This is a genomic window from Streptomyces sp. NPDC058000, assembly GCF_042886435.1.
Taxonomy (GTDB): domain Bacteria; phylum Actinomycetota; class Actinomycetes; order Streptomycetales; family Streptomycetaceae; genus Streptomyces.
The window spans coordinates 16,686-37,931 of sequence record NZ_JBHVQS010000026.1; the positions used below are offsets into that span (position 1 = coordinate 16,686).

The window sequence follows — 21,246 nt, forward strand, 5'->3', positions numbered from 1 at the left end:
CAGTCTCCGGATCATCGTTCCCCGTTGGCCGGTTGCTCGGCCGTCTTGAGGACGCCGGGGAGCTTCTGGAGGAAGGTCTCCACCTGCTCGTCGGAGACGATCAGCGGCGGGGCGAGCCGGATGACGTCCGGCGCGACCGCGTTGACCAGAAGTCCCGCGTCCTGGGCCGCCTGTTGCACCTGTGGCGCGAGGGGCCCGGTCAAGACGATACCGAGGAGCAGGCCGGCACCGCGGACCTGGCCGACCAACGGGTGCCCCAGGGCCTCGATCCCGGAGCGCAGCCGCTCGCCGGCCCGCTTGACGTGGTCGAGGAGGCCGTCCGCCTCGATGGTGTCCAGGACGGCGAGGGCGCCGGCGCAGACCACCGGGTTGCCGCTGAACGTCGAACCGTGCGAGCCGGGGGTGAGCAGCTCGGCGGCCGGCCCGAAGGCGAGGGTGGCGCCGATCGGGAGGCCGCCGCCGAGGCCCTTGGCGAGGGTGATGACGTCCGCGTCGATGCCCTGGGCCACGGACTCCAGCCAGTGTCCGGTGCGGCCGATACCGGTCTGGATCTCGTCGAGGACCAGCAGGGTGCCGGTGGCGGCGGTGATCTCGCGGGCCGCCTTGAGGTAGCCGGGCGGCGGGACGACCACGCCGTTCTCGCCCTGGATGGGCTCCAGGATGACGAAGGCGGTGTCGGTGGTGACGGCGGCCCGGAGGGCCTCCACGTCGCCGTACGGGACGTAGTCCACGTCGCCGGGCAGCGGGCGGAACGGGCCCTGCTTGGTGGGCTGGCCGGTGAGGGCCAGGGCTCCCATGGTGCGGCCGTGGAAGCCGCCGGTGGTGGAGACCATGTGGGTGCGGCCGGTCAGTCGGCCGATCTTGAAGGCGGCCTCGTTGGCCTCGGCGCCGGAGTTGGAGAAGTAGACCCGGCCGGGCCGCCCGGCGAGCGCCAGCAGCCGCTCGGCGAGGGTCACGGTGGGCCCGCTGACGAAGAAGTTCGACACGTGGCCGAGGGTGGCGATCTGGTCGGAGACCGCCCGGACCACCGCGGGGTGGCCGTGGCCGAGCGAGTTGACCGCGATCCCGCCGAGGAAGTCGAGGTAGGCGTTGCCGTCGGCGTCCCATACGGTGGCGCCCTCGCCCCGGACGAGCGGGACGCGGGGGGTGCCGAAGTTCTCCATCATGGCGCCCTGCCAGCGCCGGGTCAGTGCCTCGTTGGTGACCGGGCCGTGGCCGGTCTCCGTGCCCCGGGTGGCCAGGGTCTCTACCGTCTCGCTCATGCCGCCCCCTCCGCGGTGTGGTGTGCTGTGCTGCCCTGCGGTTCGGTGGCCGGTTCGGGGTCCGGGACCACCATCGTGCCGATGCCCTCGTCGGTGAAGATCTCCAGCAGGATCGAGTGCTGGACCCGCCCGTCGATCACCCGGGCGTTGCGCACCCCGTTGCGCACCGCGTGCAGGCAGCCCCGCATCTTCGGGACCATGCCGCTGGCCAGGTCGGGCAGCAGCTTCTCCAGCTGGCTCGCGGTGAGCCGGGAGATCACCTCGTCGCTGTGCGGCCAGTCCTCGTAGAGGCCCTCGACGTCGGTGAGCACCATCAGTGTCTCGGCGCCGAGCGCCGCCGCCAGGGCGGCGGCCGCGGTGTCGGCATTGACGTTGAAGACGCCGGCGGTGTCGTCCTCGTCGCTGCTGCGGGCGATGGACGAGATCACCGGGATCCGGCCGTCGTCCAGCAGCGCCTGCACCGCTCCGGCGTCGATCGCGGTGATCTCGCCGACCCGGCCGATGTCGACCTGTTCGCCGTCGACGTCCGCGTAGTGCTTGGTGGCGGACATCAGTCGGGCGTCCTCGCCGGTCATGCCGACGGCGAGCGGGCCGTGCTCGTTGAGCAGGCCGACCAGCTCGCGCTGGACCTGGCCGGCCAGCACCATCCGGACGACGTTCATCGCCTCGGGCGAGGTGACCCGCAGTCCGCCCCTGAACTCCGACTCAAGGCCGAGGAGTTCGAGCTGGGCGCTGATCTGCGGGCCGCCGCCGTGGACCACGACCGGGCGCAGTCCGGCGTGCCGCAGGAAGACCACGTCCTGGGCGAAGGCGCGCTTGAGTTCGTCGTCCACCATGGCGTTGCCGCCGAACTTGATCACCACGGTCTTGCCGTGGTGCCGGGTCAGCCAGGGCAGCGCCTCGATGAGCGTGCGGGCCTTGGGGAGCGCGTTGTGTTTGCGGGTGGTCATGCGGCGGCCTCGTTCCGCTCCGTGGGGTGTCCGTCCGGTGCGCGCCGGTGCGCGGCGGGTCCGGTCATGAGGAGTACGCGCTGTTCTCGTGGACGTAGTCGGCGGTGAGGTCGTTGGCCCAGATCACCGCGGACTCCGTGCCGGCGGCGAGGTCGGCGGTGATCCGCACCTCGCGGTAGCGCATGTCCACCAGCTCCCGGTCCTCGCCCACCGAGCCGTTCTTGCAGACCCAGACGTCGTTGATCGCGACGTTGAGGCGGTCCGGGTCGAAGGTGGCGGCGGTGGTGCCGATGGCGGAGAGCACCCGGCCCCAGTTGGGGTCCTCGCCGTGGATGGCGCACTTGAGCAGGTTGTTGCGGGCGATGGAACGGCCGACCTCGACCGCGTCGTCCTCGGTGGCGGCGCCCACGACCTCGATACGGATGTCCTTGCTGGCGCCCTCGGCGTCGCCGATCAGCTGTCGGGCCAGGTCGGCGCAGACCTCCCGGACCGCCTCGGCGAAGGCGTCCGGGTCCGGGACGACGCCGGAGGCACCGGAGGCCAGCAGCAGCACCGTGTCGTTGGTGGACATGCAGCCGTCGGAGTCGACCCGGTCGAAGGTGGTGCGGGTGGCGGCGCGCAGCGCGGCGTCCAGCTGCTCGGCCGGTACGTCGGCGTCGGTGGTCAGCACGACGAGCATGGTGGCCAGGCCGGGCGCGAGCATGCCGGCGCCCTTGGCCATCCCGCCGACGGTCCAACCTCCCTGGGTGGCCTGGGCGGTCTTGTGGACGCTGTCGGTGGTCTTGATGGCGATCGCGGCCTTCTCGCCGCCGTGATCGGTGAGTTCGGCGGCGGCCTTCTCGACGCCGGGCAGCAGCCGGTCCATGGGGAGCCGCACGCCGATCAGGCCGGTGGAGGCCACCGCGACCTCTCCGGCGCTGTGCCCGTCCAGCACCTCGGCGACCTTCTCCGCGGTCGCGTGGGTGTCCTGGAAGCCGAGCGGGCCCGTACAGGCGTTGGCGCCACCGGAGTTGAGGATCACCGCGGAGACCCGGCCGCCCTTGAGGACCTGCTCGGACCAGACGACCGGCGCGGCCTTGACGCGGTTCGAGGTGAACACGCCGGCGGCGGCCAGGCGCGGCCCGCTGTTGACCACCAGGGCGAGGTCGGGGTTCCCGTTCTCCTTGATCCCGGCGGCGACGCCCGCCGCGAGGAAGCCCTGCGCTGCCGTCACACTCACTGCATCTCCTTGTTCGCCCCGCCGCAGCAGCGGCTCGTGTCACTGTCGCCCGCGCAGCGCAGCGGCGCGGCGTTTGTCATCGTCTGCGGCCCGGCGGCTGCGCGTGCGACGCTCACGGCGCGACTCCCATCGTGGAAAGTCCCAGCTCCTCGGGGAGGCCGAGGGCGATGTTCATGCTCTGGACCGCGCCGCCGGCGGTGCCCTTGGTCAGGTTGTCGATGGCGCTGATCGCGATGATCCGGCCGGCCGCCGGGTCGAGGGCCACCTGGATCTGCACCGCGTTGGAACCGTGCACGGAGCCGGTGGCGGGCCACTGCCCCTCGGGCAGCAGTCGGACGAACGGTTCGCCGGCCAGCGCCTTCTCGTACGCGGTGCGGACCGTCTCGGCGTCCACACCGGGCCGGGCCTTGGCCGAGCAGGTGGCGAGGATGCCGCGGGGCATCGGCGCCAGGGTCGGGGTGAAGGACACCGCGACCCGCTCGCCGGCCGCCGCGCTGAGGTTCTGGATCATCTCCGGGGTGTGCCGGTGCCCGCCGCCCACGCCGTACGGGCTCATCGAGCCCATCACCTCGGAGCCGAGCAGATGCGGTTTGAGGGCCTTGCCCGCGCCGGAGGTGCCGGACGCCGCGACGATCACGGCCTCCGGATCGGCGAGGCCGGCCGCGTAGGCGGGGAAGAGCGCGAGCGAGACGGCGGTGGGGTAGCAGCCGGGGACCGCGACGCGCTTGGCCCCCGCCAGCGCCGCGCGGCCGCCGGGCAGCTCCGGGAGGCCGTACGGCCAGGTGCCGGCGTGGGCCGAACCGTAGAACGCCTCCCAGTCGGCGGCGTCCTTCAGGCGGAAGTCCGCGCCGCAGTCCACGACCAGGACGTCGGGGCCGAGCTCTTCGGCGACCGCCGCGGACTGGCCGTGCGGCAGCGCGAGGAACACCACGTCGTGGCCGGCCAGCACCTCGGGCGTGGTCGGCGCCAGCTCCCGATCGGCCAGCGGGCCCAGATGTGGCTGTAGTGCGCCCAGGCGCTGCCCCGCGTTGGAGTGCCCGGTGACCGCCCCGATCTCGACCTCCGGGTGCCCCAGGAGCAGGCGCAGGAGCTCACCTCCCGCGTATCCGCTCGCACCGGCGACTGCTGCTCGTACCGTCATGGCCCCTGGACCCTCCTCATCGATGGCATGACTATACGGACTGCGGCAGTTTTATGCAATGGCTGGCGGCTTTATGCATCCGCCCGCCCCGGTCGGGTGGCGCTGCTGTGCGTGTGCGGGCGAGGCAGCGGGCGCGAAGATCCCGTCGGGTTGGTTGAGCTGTGAACGATGAGGCCAGGGCCGCGCCCCGGACTGCCTTGGCTCAGCCCAGCGCGTCCATCAGGGCAGTGACATAGGCGTCCAGCCGCTCCTCCACGGCTCGCGTCGTCAGCTCTGTTCTGCCCGCCTCCCGCCATGGCTGCGACACCAACTGCACTTCTTCTGAGCACGCCAGCCCGTCCCGCACCCGCCAGTACAGCCGCTCGCTCGCGGCCGCGGCCAGCACCCCGCCTGCCTCCTCGTACGCCTCAGCGAACCGCAGACCCCACGCCGGGCCGTGCAGCAGCGCGAGATTGGTGGAGCAGTGCGCCACATCGAGATCCGCCGGGCCCCAGGAGGCGGCCGCCCAGTCGACGACGCCAGCGATCCGGGCACCTGCCGGCCTTGGGGGCGGCACGTCGAACAACACGTTGCCGGGTTGGAAGTCCCGATGCAGGAATCGCCCTTCATAGGGCGGCGCGGGCTTGCGGATCACGTCGATCGCCGCGGCCCATGCCGCCGCGTCGGCACCCTTCGGGGTCACGACGGTGTCGGCGGTCGTCAACGCCACATACTCCCTGGGCCGCTCAGCGGGTCGCAACGCGTGGATCGCCACGAGTTGACGCGCCAGCAGCGGGACGCGCGCCTCCAATCCCTCATCGTCGAGGACCGTCCGGCCCGCCAGATGTGTCATAAGGAGCGATGGATACTCGCAATGCGCGGCGGCCGGATCAACCGCGACCAGGCCAGGAGCCGGCACGCCGGTCCCCGTGCACAGGGTCAGGGCGCCAGCCTCCCTGTTCAGCCGGTCCTCGGCGTGCTCCACGTTGACGAAGGTCCGCAGCACCAGGTCGCGGGTGCCTCCGTCCCGCGTGCCGATGGTCAGCCTCCGCATTTCGGCAGTGATGCCGCCGTGCAGCGCCTCGGTTCCGACGATCCGTTCGCCGACCTCCAGGTGGCGGCTCACCCAAGCCAGGGTCAACGGTCGAACAGCCGCCGCCTCATCGTGGTTGGTCACCGTGCCGGCCCCAGTCCTTCCAGTCACTTCCACCGACGTCGGACCACCTCACCACCAGGCTCACGCACAGCGAACGTCCACACACATAATTCTGCGTCGATGGCCGTGGCTCGTCCCCGCCCCCTGTGAACAGCGGAAACGTCCCGACTCATGGGACTGGGGGACCGCCACCCCCGTGCCGTAGCCTTGCCGCGATGTCCTTCATAGCCAGAATGTCCGAACGTCATGCCACGAAGTTGGCCTGGATCATCGTCCTTGGTGGCGCCGCATCGGTCGTCGTGGGAGATCCCCTGTGGCGTTGGGTGTCCGGTCTCGGTCCGGGTGCGGGCTTCGCCTTCGGCGTGTTCTGTGGCAGCGGCATTCTCTGCTGCTGGGCACTGGCCTCAGCCGCGCTGAGACGGCGGCAGCGGGTTCGTTGCATCGGCGCGGCAGCCCTCGGCTGCGTGGCGTTCCTCGCTCTGTCCTGCCTGGTCCCTGGGCGCAACGGCCGCCTCGTCGGCTCCATTGGCATGGCGGGCGACCGGCGCATGTGGGTGGAGGAGAACCCAGCTGTGTGGGCAGCCATAGGGATCGGCCTCGCTGTCGGCGCACTGGCCGTCTGGTACAGGGCGCCTCACCGCGCCACGGGACGACGGCGGCGCCCCGGCTCCGCCCAGGAATAACCGAGATCGAGTTCCGTGAACTCGTGTTGGTCGACCGCCGCCTCGGCACCCTCGCCCTCCTGGTAGCCGCCGACGACTGAGACGGCTGCTGCGGCCGAGTCTTCGGGTCGGCCGACGCGTCGCACCACACTGAGCGCTCCACTTGGACCACACCCGCGTGGGGTCGGGTGGCCGGAGCACGCCGCGTGGGGCTGAGTCTTCGACCTGGCATGTGGGCTGTCGGGTGGGCCCGGGGGAGTGGCGGAGGCTGCCTGCCGGGCAGGGGATGGCTCTCCCTGGCGTTCCAGTGGTAGCCGAAAGAGCCGAGGGAGCCGCCCCCGACCTGGGGTGTCAGGGGCGGACGGCGGCCACCAGCTCGTCGGTCGTCACCACCCGGGCGAAGCGCCCGCCATGCAGCGAGACGGCAGTCGCGCGGGCCAGCTCGTCGGCCGTCAGCTGCCAGCCGTTCGGGCCGGTCAGGTCGAAGGTATGGGTGGCGTCGAGGGCGACCAGCACGTCGTAGCCGAGGTTGCCGCCCATGCGGGCGGTGGTCTCCACGCACATGTTGGTCTGGATGCCGGCCAGTACGACCTGGGTGATGCCCGCCGCCTTGAACCAGTCGTCGAGGTCGGGGGTGCCGTAGAACGCCGAGTTCACGGACTTGGTGACGAGCAGCTCCGGCCCGCCGCCCTTGCCGCGCCGCCCCTCGACGTACTCCTTGAAGTCGTTTCCCTCGTACCCGGTCCGCAGCGGCGAGCCGGGCTCGTTCGAATCGTGCCGTACGAAGACGACCGGCCGGCCGGTGTCCTGCCAGGCCGCGATCAGCGCGGCGATGTTCGCGTCGGCGGCCGGGTTGTTGCGCGGGCCCCAGAACTCCGACTCGTCGAAGCCTTTCTGCACGTCCACCACTACCAGCGCCGCGTTCTGTGTGATCTCCATGCCCACGATCCTGCCGCCCCGGCGGGCCCGCTCACAGGAGGTGAAAAGACAGCGATCGATGGTTTACTGCCAGGGTGACCCGTCTGGCACCGGCCCACCGCATCGCCCTGGTCGCCTTCCCCGGCATCCGGGCGTTCGACGTCTCGGTGATCACCGAAGTGTGGGGCGCGGACCGCACCGACCACGGGGTGCCCGCGTTCGAGCTGCGCCGGGTGGCCGCGGGCCCCGAACCGGTACCGATGCGCGGCGGGCTCGCGCTCACACCGGACCGCACCCTCGCCTGGCTGCCCCGCGCCGAACTGATCGTGGTGCCGGGCCTGGACGACCACGTCACCCCAGCGCCCGAGCCGGTCCTCGCGGCGCTGCGCCGCGCCCACGCCCGGGGCACCACCATCGCCGCGCTGTGCGGCGGCGCGTTCACGCTCGCCCAGGCGGGACTGCTGGACGGCCGCCGGGCCCTGACCCACTGGGCGCTGACCGACCTGTTGCGGGCCCGGCACCCGCGGGTGCGGGTCGGGCCGGACGCCCTGTTCGTCCAGGACAGCAATCTGTGGACCTCCGCCGGCACCGCCGCCGGCATCGACCTGTGTCTTCATCTGGTGCGCGCCGCACACGGCGCGGAGGCGGCCGCGGCAGTCGCCCGCTCCATGGTCACCGCGCCGTTCCGGACCGGCAGCCAGGCCCAGTTCATCGAACATCCGACCCGGCGCGCCGACCATGACGCGGACGCGTTGGCCGAGGTGCGTGCCTTCGCCCTGGCCCATCTCGACGAGCCGCTCACCGTGTCCGCGCTCGCCGCCCGCGCCGGGATGTCGCCGCGCTCGTTCGCCCGGCACTTCGCGGCGGCCACCGGAACCACGCCGCTGCGCTGGCTCGTGGACCACCGCATCGCGGCGGCCCAGAAACTCCTCGAACGCACCGATCTGCCCATGCCGGAGGTCGCCCGCCGATCCGGTTTCGGCAGCGAGGTCACCATGCGCCAGCACTTCGCATCCCGCCTGGCGACCAGCCCGCGCGCCTACCGCACCTCGTTCGCCGAGCAACCTCCCCTCCATCGGCCTCGGGTGTCATCCAGTGCCGGATGAGGCAACGTTCGCCCTGCCGTTCTTGGTGGGCCGGGTGGCGTCGGACGGCCGGCACGACTTCCGGCCGGCCGGGCTCGTCCGTAAGGCCGGCACGGGAGGCCGTGCCGATCTGGTGCGCATGCGGGCCCTGGCGCGGGCACGCCGCCGGCAACAGGCGACAGCACGCCACTCGCTCCGGCTGACGCCAGCTGACGTCGGCGGTGGCGGGGCCGCGTGTCAGGGTGGGCGAGCGGGGTGGCCCGCGGTGCTGCCGGCATGTCGGGGCGTCCGCGCTCAGCGCGTCGAGAGGTCCACGAGGCGCTGGATGAGGTCGGGGTAGGTCCAGCCTGCCCCGGCCGCCGCACGCGGTACCAGGCTCCCCGCCGTCAGGCCCGGGAGCGCGTTCGTCTCCAGACACATCGGCTCGCCGCTCGGGTCGCAGCGGAAGTCGGTGCGCGAGTACGCAGCGCTGCCGAACCCCAGGGCCTGGTGCGCGCACCGGGCCAACTCCTGCATCCGGACGGCGAAGTCGGCCGGGATCCGCGCCGGACACACTTCGCCGACCGCCCCGGGCTGGTACTTGGCCGCGTAGTCGAACACCGGCGTCGTCAGCTCGATCTCGACCACGGGGAGCACCTGGTCGCCGACCACGGCCACGGTGAACTCCCGCCCCGGAAGGAACGGTTCCACCAGCATCTCCACCTCACCGGAGCGCACCTCGGCTGCCACCTGTGCCAACTGCGGGAGCGAGTCGACCCGGTAGACCGACACACTCGAACCGTCCGCAACCGGCTTGGCCACCACCGGCCCGGCCGCCACCAGCCGTTTCACGCCCTGCGGCACCTCCTCCGCCCCGGGCCGCCACACCACCCGCTCGGCCACCGGCACACCTGCCGCACCCAGCACCGCCTGTGCCCGCCCCTTGTGCCACGCCGCCGCACATGCCGCGCTGCCCGCACCGGTGAAGCGCACGCCCGCCATCTCCAGCAGCGCCTGCACATGCCCGTCCTCGCCCCAGCCGCCGTGCAACGCCAGGAACACCAACTCCGCGCCACGCAGCAGCTCCAGGACCGGACCCCCGGTCAGGGCGGCGTGCATCCGTGACCGCAACTGGTCCCGGCCAGACAGGGACGGCGGTTCCTTCCCGACCGCGATCCCGTCGACCACGTCACCGGGTCGCAGCGGCCCCGCCAGGACCGGCACCGCGGCGGCCGGGTCGACCAGCACCACGTCGTGCCCCCGCTCCAACAGGGCACGGGCCACCGACGAGCCCGAGGCCAGGGAGACGTCTCGTTCCGAGCTCTCGCCACCGCACAAGATCACCACACGCATAGCGGAATTCCGATCAGTTGGTCCTGTGAGTCCTGTGGGTTCTGTGGGGCCTGTAGGGCCTGTGGCCCCTGGTAGCCCGTGACGTGCCGATCCCGATGCACGGCGCCCGGGGCAAGGTCGCTTTCGATCATGGGGAGGCAGCGTAGCGACCGTGGTTGGGTTTTCCAAGTTTCTGCTTTGAAAAACAAAGTTACGGCGTCATGCGGGACGGCTCCCGCTGCCGCCCGGCTCAGGCCCCGTACACCCGGTCGGTGTTCCGGTCCGGTGGCGGGCGGAGCCGTGCCGCGGGGCCCTCGGCGAAGGCGCGCAGCAGGTTCTCCGTGGTGCGGGTGACGAAGGCGCCGGTGCGGCGGTCCAGGCCGTGGTTGCGGCCGTTGTCCCGGCTGCCCGCCATGAGGGCCTCGACCCAGCGCATGGTGCCGGTGGCGAAGACCCCGGCGCCGCCCGGGACGGTGTAGTACGCGGAGTCGGCGTGGCTGGCGCGGCCCCCGCAGACCAGCGGGGAGTGCGCGACGATCTCCAGGTCGGCGGGGGTGGGGGCGGCGGGCGTGACCCGGTCGTACTCCACGCCGACCAGGTGCGCGAAGGCGTCGCCGGCCCGGACGCCGGTGCCCTCGAAGAGCCAGTGGTCGGCGCCGTGGACGACGTAGGGCGCGTCCGTCGGGTAGCCCTCGTAGAAGACGCCGGTCAGGGAGGACTCCGGGTCGGCGGCGGGTGGCGCGCGGAAGTCGTGGGTGGGCGGCTCGTGGTGGGCGGCGAACCGGGGGTCGTCGCGGTAGGCGGTCTTGTAGCAGGTCACGGTGCGCAGCGGGCCGCCCGGGCCGGCGTCCAGGCGGACCCGGCGGAAGCAGGCGTTGGCGCCGAGGAAGGCGACGTTGGTGCCGGTGTCGCGGGCCCGGGTCACCTGGTCGCGCTGCTGCGGCGTCCAGTATTCGTCGTGGCCGAGGGAGAGCACGGCGGTGGCGCCGCGCAGTGCGGACGGGTCGCGGTGGACGTCCACCGAGGTGGTGTAGGCCAGCGGCAGGCCGAGGCGTTCCGCCAGCACCACCAGGGCGCGCTCGTAGACCAGGAACTTTTCGGCGCCGGTGGCGTCGTAGGGGCGGTCGAAGCTGACGGCGAGGGAGCGGGTGGCGTAGGAGCCGTCCCGGCCCTGGTAGAGGCTGTGGCCGCCCCAGGCGTTGTACGCCTGCCAGGTTGTCACCGCGTGCATCAGGACGGTGCGGGCGGCGGTGGCGGCCGAGCGGACCACCAGCGGGACGTACCGCTGGTGGCCGTGGTCCGCGTCGAGGCGCAGCAGGTAGGCGCCGGGTGGCCAGCCGTCGGTGCGGACGGTGGTGGTGCGCGGCCAGCCGGCTTCCACGGTGCGGGTCCCCGCCACCCACCGCGGGGCGGGGCCGCGCCGTCCGGCGAGCCGGTCCGAGCGCCACACCAGCCGGGCCTGGGCGCCGCCGTACCAGCCGACCCGGTAGGCGGAGATGCGGAAGCCGGGCGCGGTGGTGGAGACGTGCAGGCCGAACTCCTCGCCGGGCAGCACGCTCACCCGGTCCGGGTAACCCTCGATCGCGTCCGGCGGACCGGTGGTGCGCAGGCGCCAGTCCGGGCTGCCGGGGCGGGTGCGCTCGGCGTCGAGCGGGTCCGTGGGCCGCTGGCCGCGGGCGGTGCCGCCCGGGGAGCCGCAGCCGGTCAGGCCGGTGGCGAGCGCCGCGATCCCGGTGGCGGCGCCGAGGAAGTGCCGGCGGTCCAGAGCGGCGCGCGGCCGGTCCGCGGTGGGCCGGTCCGCAATGTGCCGATCCACGAGGTGCCGCTCCCCCGCGCCGTGCGCCGGTCCGTCCGCCATCGGCCCGCTCCCGTCCGTGCGTTCCCGGTCTCGGCCCGGTCGTCCCGGTCGTCCCGGTGGCCGTTTCCGTGGCCGTACCGTGAGATGGGCCTGCCGCGGCGCGGCGGCCCGGGACGCGCCCGGTCGGTGCACCGTCCCAGGACGATCCTGCGCCGGGCGGCGCGGCCGGACGACCGCAGCGGGCCCGAACGCGGGTACCGGGCCCGCCCCGGGCACGAAGGACCCGGCCGCCCCAGTGGGACGGCCGGGTTCGGTCCACCGCTGCGCCGGCGGCTCACGCGGGCTGCGGCATCTCGTTCTTGAGGGACTTGCGGAGTTGCTCGCGCAGTTCGGGGCTGTCCGTGTGGCCGTGCACGGCGATCGCGTGCTCGGTGGCGGCGCGGAGCACTTCCTCCTCCTCGCCGATGAGGACGAGGGAGCAGTTCGTCTCACTGGGGTGGTCCCGGCAGTCGATCATCTTGCGCATCACCCACCACCTCCTCACCTCCAGTGTCGGCCGCCCGCATCCGCCCGGCCCCGCGTATACGGGGAACCGCGTATGGCGCACGGGCCGCCGGAACTGGTGCAGTGGAGACAGTGAGGCGAGGAGGTGACGGCCATGGCGGTTTCCGCCCCGGCCGCACCGGGCGCCGCCGGGAACGGCGGGACCACCCGGGAGGACCGGGTGGGCGCGTTCCTGGAGCGGGTGATCACCGACGGCGGGGCCGCGGTCGCGGGCCTGTGCACCTCCCTCGGCGACCGGCTCGGGCTGTACCAGGCGATGGCCGGCGCCGGCCCGCTGACCTCCGCGCAGCTCGCCGCCCGCACCGGGCTGGTCGAGCGGTACGTCCGGGAGTGGCTGGCGGCCCAGGTGGCCGGCGAGTACGTGACGTACACGCCGGACCGCGGCACCTACCTGCTGCCGGACGAGCACGCCGCGGTCCTCGCCGACCCCGGGCTCCCCAGCTACGCGGCCGGCTTCTTCACCATGCTGCAAGCGCTGTACGCCACGGAGAACAGCCTGATGGACGCGTTCCGCACCGGTGAGGGCATCGGCTGGGAGGAGCACGGACCGGCGCTGTTCGAGGGCACCGCGAAGTTCTTCCGCCCCGGCTACACGGCGGCGCTGGTGCCGGAATGGCTGGCCGCGCTGGACGGAGTGGTGGAGAAACTGGAGCGCGGCGGCACGGTGGCGGACATCGGATGCGGCTACGGCTACTCCACGGCGCTGATGGCACGGGCGTTCCCCAACTCCCGCTTCACCGGCTACGACTTCCACCGCCCGTCCGTCGAGACGGCCCGCGGGATCGCGGCCGAACAGGGCGTGGCCGACCGGGTGTCCTTCGAGGTGGCGGCCGCCGACGACTTCCCCGGCGAGGGCTTCGACCTGATCACCTACTTCGATTGCCTGCACGACATCGGCGACCCGGGCGCCGCCCTCCGGCACGCCGAGCACGCCCTGGCCGAGGACGGCACCTGCATGATCGTGGAGCCGAACGCCTCCCCGCGCGCCGAGGAGAACGCCAACCCGGTGGGCCGGGTGCTGACCGCCGCCTCGGTGGCCGTCTGCCTGCCCTCCGCACTGGCCCAACACGGTCCGCAGGCCCTGGGGAACCACGCGGGCGAGCGGGCCCTACAGGAACTTGCCGACGCGGCCGGGCTGCACCACTGGCGACTGGCGGCCCAGAGCCCGGTCAACCGCGTCTATGCCGTCGGGCGCTAGCGCGCCCGACGCCCCCGGCCGGTCTTCCCCCGGCCGGCCGGGTGGCCCCGCTCCGAACGGCTCCCGGGGTGCCTCGGGAGCCGTCCGGAGCGGCCTTGACCTGTGCCGGGGGGCTCGGCACGCTGGACGTATGAGCGCGGCCGCGGAGGCCGGCCTGCGGCGCATCCTCTCCGTCGTGGACCTCCTGATCGACGCCGTGGACGAGGACGCCCTGGTTCCGGCGCTGCTTCCCCTGCTGCTCGGCGCGCTGCCCGGCGACAGCATCATCTGGTCGCCCCGCCCTGACCCGGTCCATCCGCTGCGCACCCTCCCGGACGACCTGTTGAGCCAGGACGTGCTGGACGCGTTCGACCGCGGGTGGTGGTGCGACTCCTTCGTCCGGCACACCCGGATCGGCAGCGGCACCCCGATGCGCCGCTCTGCGCTGCAGACCCCCGGCGAGTTCCACGCGCTGCCCGTCTACGCCGACGTCTACCGCCCGTTCGGCGCCGAGCGGCAGCTGGCGATGTCCTTCCCCGCCGGGTACGCAGCGGGCATCCCGCGGCGGGTCTCGGTGGTGGTCAGCCGCGACCGTCTCGGCAGCGACTTCAGCGACGCCGACGTGGCCGCCGCCGGTCTGCTGCGCACCCGCCTCAGCCGGGTCCTGGGCCGCCTGGCCCCACCGACCCCGGCCCCGGCAACGGCCCGGGACCTGGTCACCCGCCGCGAATCGGCCGTACTGGGCCTGCTCGCCGACGGTCTGACGAACCAACAGATCGCACACCGGTTGGCGATCAGCCCGCGGACCGTCGACAAGCACCTGGAGCACGCCTACGCCAAGCTGCGGGTGGCCGGCCGGGTCGCGGCGGCCAACGCCTGGCTGATGCGGGAAGCGGGACCGCCGGACCACGGGCCGAAGGGCGCGGCGTGACCCACCGGGGCGCCCCCGCGGCCTGTCCGGTGGATCATGGCCGGGCCCTGGGCCGCCCGCCGCGGCCGGATCCGTTCCCCGGCCCGCGCGAACCGCTCCAGCAGGGCCACGTACGGCGCCGGGTGCGGCCACAGCGCGGTGGGCGCGACGTCGGCGGCCGGGCTGCCCGGCGCCCGCGCCGCCCAGGTGCCGGGCGGTGGTACCGGGCGCCCGGTCATGCGGGGGCTTCCGGCGTCAAGGACCGACCGGGCCCGGGTCGAGCAGCCCCAGCGTCATCCACTGGTCGGGGGCCGTCAGCGGCCGGAAGCCGATCTTCGCGTAGACGCCGTGCGCGTCCTTGGTGGCGAGGGTGATCCGGGCCAGCCCGTGCGGGGCCAGGTGTTCGGCGACCGCCTCGACCAGGGCGGTGCCCAGCCCCTTGCCGCGGTCGTCGCGGGAGACGTAGACGTCGCAGAGCCAGGCGAAGGTGACGTAGTCGGTGACGATCCGGGCGTAGGCGGCCTGGCGGCCCGAACCGGCTTCGTACAGGCCGAAGTTGAGCGAGCCGGCGATGGCCCGGTCGTGGTGCTCGCGGGTGCGGCCGAGGGCCCAGTAGGAGTCGGTGGCCAACCAGTGGTGGACCAGTTCGGAGTCGAGGCGGTCCGGGTCGGTGGAGATCTCGTAGCCGTCGAGGGCGCGGGCAGTCATGCCGGGAGACTGGCAGAAGGGGCGGGCCCGCGTCGAACGGGCTTCCGGACCCGGCCCGTCCGCCTGGTTCAGGCTACGGGGACGCCCAGTTCGTCGCAGGCGACCCGGAGTCGGTGCACCCCCTCGGCCAACTCGCCGGCGCTGGCCGCCGAGGCGAAGCTCAGCCGGAGGTGGGCGGCCGGCGGCTCGGCGGGGAAATAGGGGCGACCGGCCGCCACCGCGACGCCGGCCCGCAGCGCGGCGCCGGTCAGCGCCGCCTCGTCGGTGCCGGCCGGCAGCCGCAGCCAGAGGTGGTAGCCGCCGAGCCTCGTACGCTGCCCGGGGCCCCCGGCGCCCAACGCCGGCAGCTCGCGCTCCAGGGCGGTCCGCAGGGCCTGCCGACGCACCGTCAACTCACCCGCGATCAGCCGGAGATGACGACCCCAGGCAGGCGAGCCGACGAGTTCCAGCGCGGCTTCCTGGAGCGGACCGGGCACGAAGTAGCTGTCGACGATCTGGATGGCGCGCAGCCGGTCGAGCACCGGGCCGCGGGCCGCCAGGGCACCCACCCGCAGGCTCGGCGAGGTCGCCTTGGTCAGCGACCGGACGTGGACCACGGTGCCGTCCGGATCGTCGGCGATCAGGGTCGGCGGCAGCGGGGGCGTATCGGCGTGGCCCAGCAACCGGGCGAAGTCGTCCTCGACCACGAAGGCGCCGGCCGCGCGGGCCACCCGCAGCACCTCCCGGCGGCGCTCGGCGGCCAGCACCGCGCCGGACGGGTTCTGGAACAGCGGCTGGCAGATGAAGAGCCGGGCGCCGCTGGCCCGGAAGGCGTCGGCGAGCAGATCGGTGCGGACGCCGTCGGCGTCCACCGGGACCGGGACCGGACGGAGCCCGGAGGCGCGGGCGACGGCCAGCATGCCGGGGTAGGTCGGCGACTCGACGAGGACCGGGGCGCCGGGTGCGGCGAGGGCGCGCACCGCCGCGGTCAGGGCGCTCTGACCGCCCGCGGTGATCAGGACGTCACTGGCGACGAGCGGGCCGCCGGGGCCGCCGATCTCCCGGGCGAACCAGGCCCGCAGCTCCGGCACCCCGCCCAACGGCGGTCGGCTCCAGGCGCCGGGCCGCCGGCCGGCCCGGGCCAGCGCGGCGGCCAGGGCGCGTTCCGGCTGGAGGGTGGCGTGCAGATAGCCGCCGTTGAGTTCGATGACGCCGGGCGCGGGGGCGGCGAGCGTGGCCAGGACACCGGAGGCGTCCACGCTGCGCGGCACCTGGTCGCCGGCCGGTTCGGCGCTCAGTGCGATCTCCTGCCAGGAGGTGTCGGCCCGGCGCGGTGCCGCGCGGCGCGGCTCGGCGCGGAACGCCCCGGCGCCCGGGCGAGTGACGACCAGCCCTTCGGCGACCAGCTCGGCCAGTGCCCGGGAGACCGTCACCGGACTGACCCGGTGCCGCTCGACCAAGGCGCGACTCGACGGCAGCTTCTCACCCGGAGAGTAGCGCTTCAGCTCTTCTCGCAGGATCGCGGCCAGCTCAGCACCACTGCTACGCTCATGCATGAGAGCTAACGATAGCGCTATCGCCACCTCGCCGATAGCGGTCACCACCCCGGCCCCGGCCCCCGCCGCAGCGCGCCCGGCGCCGCCGGCCCGCGCATCCGGCGCCGGCGCCCTCCTCGCCGCCCTCGGCGTCGCCACCTTCTCGCTGACGTTCCCGGCGACCGCCTGGGCGCTGGAGGGCATGGGCCCCTGGGCGGTGGTGATGCTGCGCAGCGTGCTGGCCGCCGCGCTGGCCGGCTCGTGCCTGGTGGTCTGCCGGGTCCGGGTGCCCGAACGCCGCCACTGGGCCGGTATCGCGGTGGTCGCGGGCGGGGTCGTCCTGGGTTTCCCGTTGCTGACCACCCTCGCGCTCCAGACCTCCACCACCTCGCACGCCGCCGTGGTCATCGGCCTGCTGCCGCTGGCCACCGCCGCCTTCTCGGCGGTACGCACCGGGGCCCGGCCCTCCCGTACGTTCTGGGGCGCCGCGCTGGTCGGCGCCGCCGCCGTCATCGGCTTCGCGGTGCAGCAGAGCGGCGGCGCGCCGGACACCAGTGACCTGTTCCTCTTCGCGGCACTGCTGGTGTGCGCGGCGGGCTACGCCGAGGGCGGCCGGCTGGCCCGCCATATGCCGGGGTGGCAGGTGATCGGTTGGGCGCTGGTGCTGGCGCTGCCGGTGACCGTGCCGGGCGCGGTGTGGGCGCTGGCCGGCGAGCCGTTGCACCTGACGGGCCACTCGGTGGCCGGGCTGCTGTGGCTGGCGGTCGGCTCGACGTTCCTCGGGATGGTGGTCTGGTACCGCGGGATGGCCGCCATCGGCGTCTCCCGGGCCAGCCAACTCCAGCTCGCCCAGCCGCTGCTGACCCTGATCTGGTCGGTGGTGCTGCTCGGCGAGCGGCTGCCGCCGGCCGCGCCCGTGACGGCGTTGGCGGTGCTGGGGTGCATCGTGGTCACCCAGCGGGCGCGGAGCTGACGGCCATGGGCCGGGCGGGGCGGGTCCGGCTCACCGGGTGCGCTCCGGGCCCGCGGACATAAACTGGCGGCGATGGCAGTACTGCCGTCCGGGCCGATCCCGGGCCCGCAATCCATTGGCCGTCCAACCGCCCGGTCGTCGTGCGCGTCGGCCGCCCCGGTAGGCGGCCGCCCGAGGCGGGAGGAGCTCAGATGCACGCGAGCAAGGGCGACCGGCTGCTGGTACACGGCAGAACGGTCGGTCACGGCGACCACATGGTCGAGATCGTGGAAGTGCTGGGGACCAATGGCGACCCGCCATTCCGCGTCCGTGCCGAGGACGGCCACGAGACGATCATGTGGCCCGGCCCGGACTGCGTCGTCCAGCACCCCAAGTCCACCCAACCCCACACCATCAGCTGACGGGCTTTGCGGCGGTGGCGGGCCCCGCCACCGCCGCACTCATGCCACCGCACGAGCGCATGACCGCACGGCCGTCACCGCCGGGCCGCAGCACCCCCGTAGTGGTCCTTGACGACCCGGGCCAGCGCGCCCAGCGGATCCTTCGCCACGTCCTTGGCCGAGAAGTAGACGTGCCCGCCGACCTGGGGAAAGCGGTGGGCGAAGGCGAGGTGGCGGGAGAGTTCGGCCGGGTCCCGCCAGGCTTCGGGTTGCGCGGCCCGGCCCGCCTTGTAGAGGGCCTCGCCGATGTAGAGGTCCACCTGCGTGCCCGCCACGGTCCGGGCCCACCAGGCCACCAGTTCCGCGTAGTCGGCGGCGGCGAAGCCCAGCGGCCAGTACACCTGCGGCACGATGTAGTCGAGCCAGCCCTCCCGCACCCAGCGGCGGGTGTCGGCGTAGAGGTCGTCGTAGGTCTGCACCCCGGCCTCGGTCCGGGAGCCGTGCGGATCGGTCGCGGCGTTGCGCCAGACCGCGAACGGGCTGACGCCGAAGCGCACCCGCCGGCCCGTCCCGGCGATCCGCTCCCGCATCTCCCGGATCAGCAGGTCGATGTTGTCCCGCCGCCAGTCGCCGCGGTTGGCGAAGTCCGCGCCGTACGCCTCGTAGGCCGCGTCGTCGTGGAACGCCTGACCGGCGACCGGGTACGGGTAGAAGTAGTCGTCGAAGTGCACCCCGTCGACGGGATAGCGGTGCACGGCGTCCAGCATCGCGTCCTGGACGAAGCGGCGGACCTCGGGCAGCCCCGGGTTGTAGTAGAGCTTGCCGCCGTACGGGAGGACCCACCCCGGATGCCGGCGGGCGGGGTGGCCGGGCGCCAGCCGGCCGGGGTCGGCGTGGTTGGCCACCCGGTACGGGTTGAACCAGGCGTGCAGCTCCAGCCCGCGCCGGTGAGCCTCGCGGACCGCGAAGTCCAGTGGGTCCCAGCCCGGATCGCGGCCCTGGACACCGGTCAGGTACTGCGCCCAGGGCTCGTACGGCGACGGCCACAGCGCGTCGGCCGTCGGCCGCACCTGGAAGAACACCGTGTTCAGCCGCCGCTCGACCGCCGCGTCGAAGAGCGCGGCCAGTTCCCGCTGCTGGGCCGCGCGGTCCGGGCCGGGCCGGGACGGCCAGTCGACGTTGGCCACCGTCGCCAGCCACATCCCGCGCAGGTCGCGCCCGGTCGGGGCGCCGTGACCCTCCGGGGCACCCGCACCCAGCAGCCAGGAGGCGGCACCCAGTGCCGCCGCGCCGAACCCGCGGCGTGTGATCCCTCGCATGAAAAGCCCCCATCTTGTCCGTTTCGTCCCACGTAGCAGCCTCAGAATGCCCGCCCCGGCGCCGTCCTCCCAGCACCTCGCGGAGTAACGTCGGGGGCGAGGCGGGCGTCGGACCCTTACGGCGTACCGCCACTTCTGAAGATCAGCGAAAGGCACGAGGTGACGGACTCATTCGCCGACATTGCACGCGTCGGAGTGGTCGGCTGCGGCCAGATGGGCGCTGGCATCGCCGAGGTGTGCGCCCGCGCCGGGCTGGACGTCAAGGTTGCGGAGACCACCGGCGAGGCACTGGAGCTGGGGCGCACCCGGCTGACCAACTCGCTCGGCAAGGCCGCCGAGCGCGGCAAGATCACCGTGGCCGAGCGCGATGCGACGCTCGGCCGGCTCAGCTTCACCACCGATCTCGGTGAGTTCGCCGACCGCGACCTCGTCATCGAGGCCGTGGTGGAGAACGAGCAGGTCAAGACGGAGATCTTCCAGGTGCTCGACCAGGTGGTGGTGCGCCCGGACGCGATCCTGGCCTCCAACACCTCGTCCATCCCCCTGGTGAAGTTGGCGGTGGCCACCTCCCGGCCCGACCACGTCATCGGCATCCACTTCTTCAACCCGGCGCCGGTGCAGAAGCTCGTCGAGCTGATCCCCGCCCTCACCACCGGCGAGGAGACCCTCAAGCGCGCCGAGTCGCTGGTCGAGGACGTCCTCGGCAAGCACGCCATCCGCGCCCAGGACCGCTCGGGCTTCGTGGTGAACGCCCTGCTCATCCCGTACCTGCTCTCCGCGATCCGGATGTTCGAGTCCGGCATGGCCAGCCGCGAGGACATCGACAACGGCATGGAGATGGGCTGCGCCCACCCGATGGGCCCGCTCAAGCTCTCCGACCTGATCGGCCTGGACACCGTCGCCTCGGTCGCGGCCTCCATGTACGAGGAGTACAAGGAGCCGCTGTACGCCGCTCCCCCGCTGCTGCAGCGGATGGTGGACGCCGGCCGCCTGGGCCGGAAGTCGGGTTCGGGCTTCTACTCCTACTAGAGCGCACGACGTCGCCGCCAAGTGGCGCTGTTTCAGGGGGAGTTCACCCGGAGCAGCGCCAGCGGCGGCGCGACGTCCGGTCGACTCCCGCGGCCTCTGCCGGGCCCTCGTCCGCACAGTCGCGCCCGGCCGCCACGGCCGCCACGGCCGCCACGGCCGCCACAGGGAAACGACGCAGTGAGCGTCCTCGACTGGCGGAAATCCCTGCCCTGCCCTGGCCTGGCCCTTTGCTTCTTTCAGGGCCGTCGGGCCCTTCTCTGCTCACTCAGCGAGAAGTCCCTGGAAAGTCCCACCGGCCGGCCCCTGGTGCCCTGTAGACGCCTGAGCGGTGGGCTGTGGCTGGTTGTTGCCTCGGCCCGTCGCTCCGCGATGCGCCAGGATCAGGCCCAGATGTCCGCCACCCCTACGGAGTGAGTCACCGTGCCCCGAAAGGATCCGCGACGCCGCCACGCTGCATGGGCCATAACCGTGTCGGCTTGCCTGGTCGCCGCAGCGGACGGCTGGATCGCATGGGACCACTCGCATATCCACGAGGTGGCGGTCCGTGGCGATGTACTCATGAGCAGCGACGGCCGTACCCTCTCCACGCCCGTCGACTGGACGAGCTGCGAGGACGAGCCCAATCTGGAGGCGCACGAAGCCGCCCGCACCATCACCCTGGTGCTCACACGGAAACGGCACTCCTTCGATTCCGCGAACGCCGCGTGCGACGACCCTCGTGACGGGCTGGTCAGTACCACGCTGTCGAAGCCGGTCGGCGACAGGGACATCACCGACTCCGTCACGCACTCCACCATCACCCCTTTCGACGGCTCCCATCTCGACCGCCCCCGCTACCTTCCGCACGGCTACACCCTGGTGAACACCGTCATCGCCCCCGGAAACCGCTCCGCCCCGCCCTACGTCAGGGCCCAGAAACCCGCCTGGACAACCACATACCAACGGAACCTCGACAAGGGAGGTCAGGCCGGATACGTGAGCATCTCGAAAACCATGGGCGAGCTCCCGATCACCGCCGGGACCCCTGTCGTGATCAACGGACACGCTGCCCGCTTCCAGGAACACGCCCGCGGTAGCCGATCCGTCACCTGGCCCGACAAGGGCTACACCGTCACCGTCGAAGCTGGCGACCCCCTCATGTCCCAGGACGAGTTCCTGCACATCGCCAGGCAACTCAACCTGTAGAAACCG

20 protein-coding genes are annotated in these 21,246 nt (G+C 73.1%); 8 read left to right on the forward strand and 12 right to left on the reverse strand.

Features of this window, described 5'->3' with window-relative positions; genetic code table 11:
- Nucleotides 1-11: 11 nt before the first annotated feature.
- The 5 genes from ACFVT2_RS23915 to ACFVT2_RS23935 all read right to left on the reverse strand — a co-directional run bounded on the left by ACFVT2_RS23915 (nucleotide 12) and on the right by ACFVT2_RS23935 (nucleotide 5,728).
- Nucleotides 12-1,262 (reverse strand): acetylornithine transaminase, encoded by a 1,251-nt coding sequence (locus ACFVT2_RS23915; RefSeq protein WP_390021196.1) that lies wholly within the window; start codon nucleotides 1,260-1,262, stop codon nucleotides 12-14.
- Nucleotides 1,259-2,212 carry an acetylglutamate kinase gene (argB, locus tag ACFVT2_RS23920; RefSeq protein WP_390021197.1) on the reverse strand — a complete coding sequence of 318 codons (954 nt, stop codon included), beginning with the start codon at nucleotides 2,210-2,212 and terminating at the stop codon, nucleotides 1,259-1,261. Before argB ends, ACFVT2_RS23915 begins: the two co-directional genes overlap by 4 nt.
- Before the next feature lie 64 nt (nucleotides 2,213-2,276).
- Entirely contained in the window at nucleotides 2,277-3,431 is a 1,155-nt protein-coding gene (gene argJ, locus ACFVT2_RS23925) for a bifunctional glutamate N-acetyltransferase/amino-acid acetyltransferase ArgJ (RefSeq protein ID WP_390021198.1), read from the reverse strand.
- A gap of 112 nt (nucleotides 3,432-3,543) precedes the next feature.
- Nucleotides 3,544-4,572 (reverse strand): N-acetyl-gamma-glutamyl-phosphate reductase, encoded by a 1,029-nt coding sequence (argC, locus tag ACFVT2_RS23930; protein WP_390021200.1) that lies wholly within the window; start codon nucleotides 4,570-4,572, stop codon nucleotides 3,544-3,546.
- Nucleotides 4,573-4,774: 202 nt separating this feature from the next.
- Complete coding sequence (locus tag ACFVT2_RS23935; RefSeq protein WP_390021201.1) at nucleotides 4,775-5,728, reverse strand: phosphotransferase family protein; 954 nt, start codon at nucleotides 5,726-5,728, stop codon at nucleotides 4,775-4,777.
- A 194-nt stretch (nucleotides 5,729-5,922) separates the two neighbouring features.
- On the opposite strand from ACFVT2_RS23935, the gene ACFVT2_RS23940 reads away from it, so the two are divergent.
- Nucleotides 5,923-6,390, forward strand: a complete 468-nt coding sequence (locus tag ACFVT2_RS23940) for a hypothetical protein (RefSeq protein ID WP_390021203.1) — start codon at nucleotides 5,923-5,925, stop codon at nucleotides 6,388-6,390.
- Between the two features lie 330 nt (nucleotides 6,391-6,720).
- Here ACFVT2_RS23940 and ACFVT2_RS23945 read toward each other — a convergent pair whose 3' ends face one another.
- On the reverse strand, nucleotides 6,721-7,308 hold the full coding sequence (locus ACFVT2_RS23945) for a cysteine hydrolase family protein (RefSeq protein ID WP_390021205.1): 588 nt from the start codon (nucleotides 7,306-7,308) through the stop codon (nucleotides 6,721-6,723).
- 83 nt (nucleotides 7,309-7,391) lie between these two features.
- Between ACFVT2_RS23945 and ACFVT2_RS23950 the strand changes: the two genes are divergently transcribed.
- A complete protein-coding gene (locus tag ACFVT2_RS23950) occupies nucleotides 7,392-8,393 on the forward strand; it encodes a GlxA family transcriptional regulator (RefSeq protein WP_390021284.1) in 1,002 nt (333 codons plus the stop codon).
- 273 nt (nucleotides 8,394-8,666) lie between these two features.
- On the opposite strand, the gene ACFVT2_RS23955 is transcribed toward ACFVT2_RS23950, so the two are convergent.
- From ACFVT2_RS23955 to ACFVT2_RS23965, 3 genes are all read right to left on the reverse strand, one after another.
- Nucleotides 8,667-9,704: a D-alanine--D-alanine ligase gene (locus ACFVT2_RS23955; protein ID WP_390021206.1), complete on the reverse strand. Its 1,038-nt coding sequence runs from the start codon at nucleotides 9,702-9,704 to the stop codon at nucleotides 8,667-8,669.
- A gap of 229 nt (nucleotides 9,705-9,933) precedes the next feature.
- On the reverse strand, nucleotides 9,934-11,541 hold the full coding sequence (locus tag ACFVT2_RS23960; protein ID WP_390021208.1) for a N,N-dimethylformamidase beta subunit family domain-containing protein: 1,608 nt from the start codon (nucleotides 11,539-11,541) through the stop codon (nucleotides 9,934-9,936).
- Between the two features lie 274 nt (nucleotides 11,542-11,815).
- Nucleotides 11,816-12,007, reverse strand: a complete 192-nt coding sequence (locus ACFVT2_RS23965; RefSeq protein ID WP_390021210.1) for a DUF1059 domain-containing protein — start codon at nucleotides 12,005-12,007, stop codon at nucleotides 11,816-11,818.
- 132 nt (nucleotides 12,008-12,139) lie between these two features.
- Between ACFVT2_RS23965 and ACFVT2_RS23970 the strand changes: the two genes are divergently transcribed.
- Nucleotides 12,140-13,243 carry a class I SAM-dependent methyltransferase gene (locus ACFVT2_RS23970; protein WP_390021212.1) on the forward strand — a complete coding sequence of 368 codons (1,104 nt, stop codon included), beginning with the start codon at nucleotides 12,140-12,142 and terminating at the stop codon, nucleotides 13,241-13,243.
- Between the two features lie 130 nt (nucleotides 13,244-13,373).
- Nucleotides 13,374-14,153 carry a LuxR C-terminal-related transcriptional regulator gene (locus ACFVT2_RS23975; RefSeq protein WP_390021214.1) on the forward strand — a complete coding sequence of 260 codons (780 nt, stop codon included), beginning with the start codon at nucleotides 13,374-13,376 and terminating at the stop codon, nucleotides 14,151-14,153.
- Between the two features lie 234 nt (nucleotides 14,154-14,387).
- On the opposite strand, the gene ACFVT2_RS23980 is transcribed toward ACFVT2_RS23975, so the two are convergent.
- Both ACFVT2_RS23980 and ACFVT2_RS23985 read right to left on the reverse strand, forming a co-directional pair.
- A complete protein-coding gene (locus ACFVT2_RS23980; RefSeq protein WP_390021216.1) occupies nucleotides 14,388-14,840 on the reverse strand; it encodes a GNAT family N-acetyltransferase in 453 nt (150 codons plus the stop codon).
- Between the two features lie 68 nt (nucleotides 14,841-14,908).
- Complete coding sequence (locus ACFVT2_RS23985) at nucleotides 14,909-16,375, reverse strand: PLP-dependent aminotransferase family protein (RefSeq protein ID WP_390021218.1); 1,467 nt, start codon at nucleotides 16,373-16,375, stop codon at nucleotides 14,909-14,911.
- On the opposite strand from ACFVT2_RS23985, the gene ACFVT2_RS23990 reads away from it, so the two are divergent.
- Nucleotides 16,374-17,327, forward strand: coding sequence for a DMT family transporter (locus ACFVT2_RS23990; RefSeq protein WP_390021220.1), 954 nt, complete (start codon nucleotides 16,374-16,376; stop codon nucleotides 17,325-17,327). The two genes, ACFVT2_RS23985 and ACFVT2_RS23990, sit on opposite strands and share 2 nt — an antisense overlap.
- 191 nt (nucleotides 17,328-17,518) lie before the next feature.
- Nucleotides 17,519-17,728 carry a DUF1918 domain-containing protein gene (locus ACFVT2_RS23995; RefSeq protein WP_390021221.1) on the forward strand — a complete coding sequence of 70 codons (210 nt, stop codon included), beginning with the start codon at nucleotides 17,519-17,521 and terminating at the stop codon, nucleotides 17,726-17,728.
- Nucleotides 17,729-17,802: 74 nt separating this feature from the next.
- Here ACFVT2_RS23995 and ACFVT2_RS24000 read toward each other — a convergent pair whose 3' ends face one another.
- Nucleotides 17,803-19,026, reverse strand: a complete 1,224-nt coding sequence (locus ACFVT2_RS24000) for a glycoside hydrolase family 10 protein (RefSeq protein ID WP_390021223.1) — start codon at nucleotides 19,024-19,026, stop codon at nucleotides 17,803-17,805.
- Between the two features lie 159 nt (nucleotides 19,027-19,185).
- On the opposite strand from ACFVT2_RS24000, the gene ACFVT2_RS24005 reads away from it, so the two are divergent.
- On the forward strand, nucleotides 19,186-20,055 hold the full coding sequence (locus tag ACFVT2_RS24005; protein WP_390021224.1) for a 3-hydroxybutyryl-CoA dehydrogenase: 870 nt from the start codon (nucleotides 19,186-19,188) through the stop codon (nucleotides 20,053-20,055).
- Between the two features lie 558 nt (nucleotides 20,056-20,613).
- Nucleotides 20,614-21,240 carry a hypothetical protein gene (locus ACFVT2_RS24010; protein WP_390021225.1) on the forward strand — a complete coding sequence of 209 codons (627 nt, stop codon included), beginning with the start codon at nucleotides 20,614-20,616 and terminating at the stop codon, nucleotides 21,238-21,240.
- The last annotated feature ends 6 nt before the right edge of the window (nucleotides 21,241-21,246 follow it).

What these genes read in the sequence shown, in the direction of transcription:
- ACFVT2_RS23915 (WP_390021196.1), bottom strand. Translation starts at nt 1,262, where the DNA reads ATGAGCGAGACGGTAGAGACCCTGGCCACCCGGGGCACGGAGACCGGC.
- argB (WP_390021197.1), bottom strand. Translation starts at nt 2,212, where the DNA reads ATGACCACCCGCAAACACAACGCGCTCCCCAAGGCCCGCACGCTCATC.
- argC (WP_390021200.1), bottom strand. Translation starts at nt 4,572, where the DNA reads ATGACGGTACGAGCAGCAGTCGCCGGTGCGAGCGGATACGCGGGAGGT.
- ACFVT2_RS23940 (WP_390021203.1), top strand. Translation starts at nt 5,923, where the DNA reads ATGTCCTTCATAGCCAGAATGTCCGAACGTCATGCCACGAAGTTGGCC.
- ACFVT2_RS23945 (WP_390021205.1), bottom strand. Translation starts at nt 7,308, where the DNA reads ATGGAGATCACACAGAACGCGGCGCTGGTAGTGGTGGACGTGCAGAAA.
- ACFVT2_RS23955 (WP_390021206.1), bottom strand. Translation starts at nt 9,704, where the DNA reads ATGCGTGTGGTGATCTTGTGCGGTGGCGAGAGCTCGGAACGAGACGTC.
- ACFVT2_RS23960 (WP_390021208.1), bottom strand. Translation starts at nt 11,541, where the DNA reads ATGGCGGACGGACCGGCGCACGGCGCGGGGGAGCGGCACCTCGTGGAT.
- ACFVT2_RS23965 (WP_390021210.1), bottom strand. Translation starts at nt 12,007, where the DNA reads ATGCGCAAGATGATCGACTGCCGGGACCACCCCAGTGAGACGAACTGC.
- ACFVT2_RS23970 (WP_390021212.1), top strand. Translation starts at nt 12,140, where the DNA reads ATGGCGGTTTCCGCCCCGGCCGCACCGGGCGCCGCCGGGAACGGCGGG.
- ACFVT2_RS23975 (WP_390021214.1), top strand. Translation starts at nt 13,374, where the DNA reads ATGAGCGCGGCCGCGGAGGCCGGCCTGCGGCGCATCCTCTCCGTCGTG.
- ACFVT2_RS23980 (WP_390021216.1), bottom strand. Translation starts at nt 14,840, where the DNA reads ATGACTGCCCGCGCCCTCGACGGCTACGAGATCTCCACCGACCCGGAC.
- ACFVT2_RS23990 (WP_390021220.1), top strand. Translation starts at nt 16,374, where the DNA reads ATGAGAGCTAACGATAGCGCTATCGCCACCTCGCCGATAGCGGTCACC.
- ACFVT2_RS23985 (WP_390021218.1), bottom strand. Translation starts at nt 16,375, where the DNA reads ATGCATGAGCGTAGCAGTGGTGCTGAGCTGGCCGCGATCCTGCGAGAA.
- ACFVT2_RS23995 (WP_390021221.1), top strand. Translation starts at nt 17,519, where the DNA reads ATGCACGCGAGCAAGGGCGACCGGCTGCTGGTACACGGCAGAACGGTC.
- ACFVT2_RS24000 (WP_390021223.1), bottom strand. Translation starts at nt 19,026, where the DNA reads ATGCGAGGGATCACACGCCGCGGGTTCGGCGCGGCGGCACTGGGTGCC.
- ACFVT2_RS24010 (WP_390021225.1), top strand. Translation starts at nt 20,614, where the DNA reads ATGAGCAGCGACGGCCGTACCCTCTCCACGCCCGTCGACTGGACGAGC.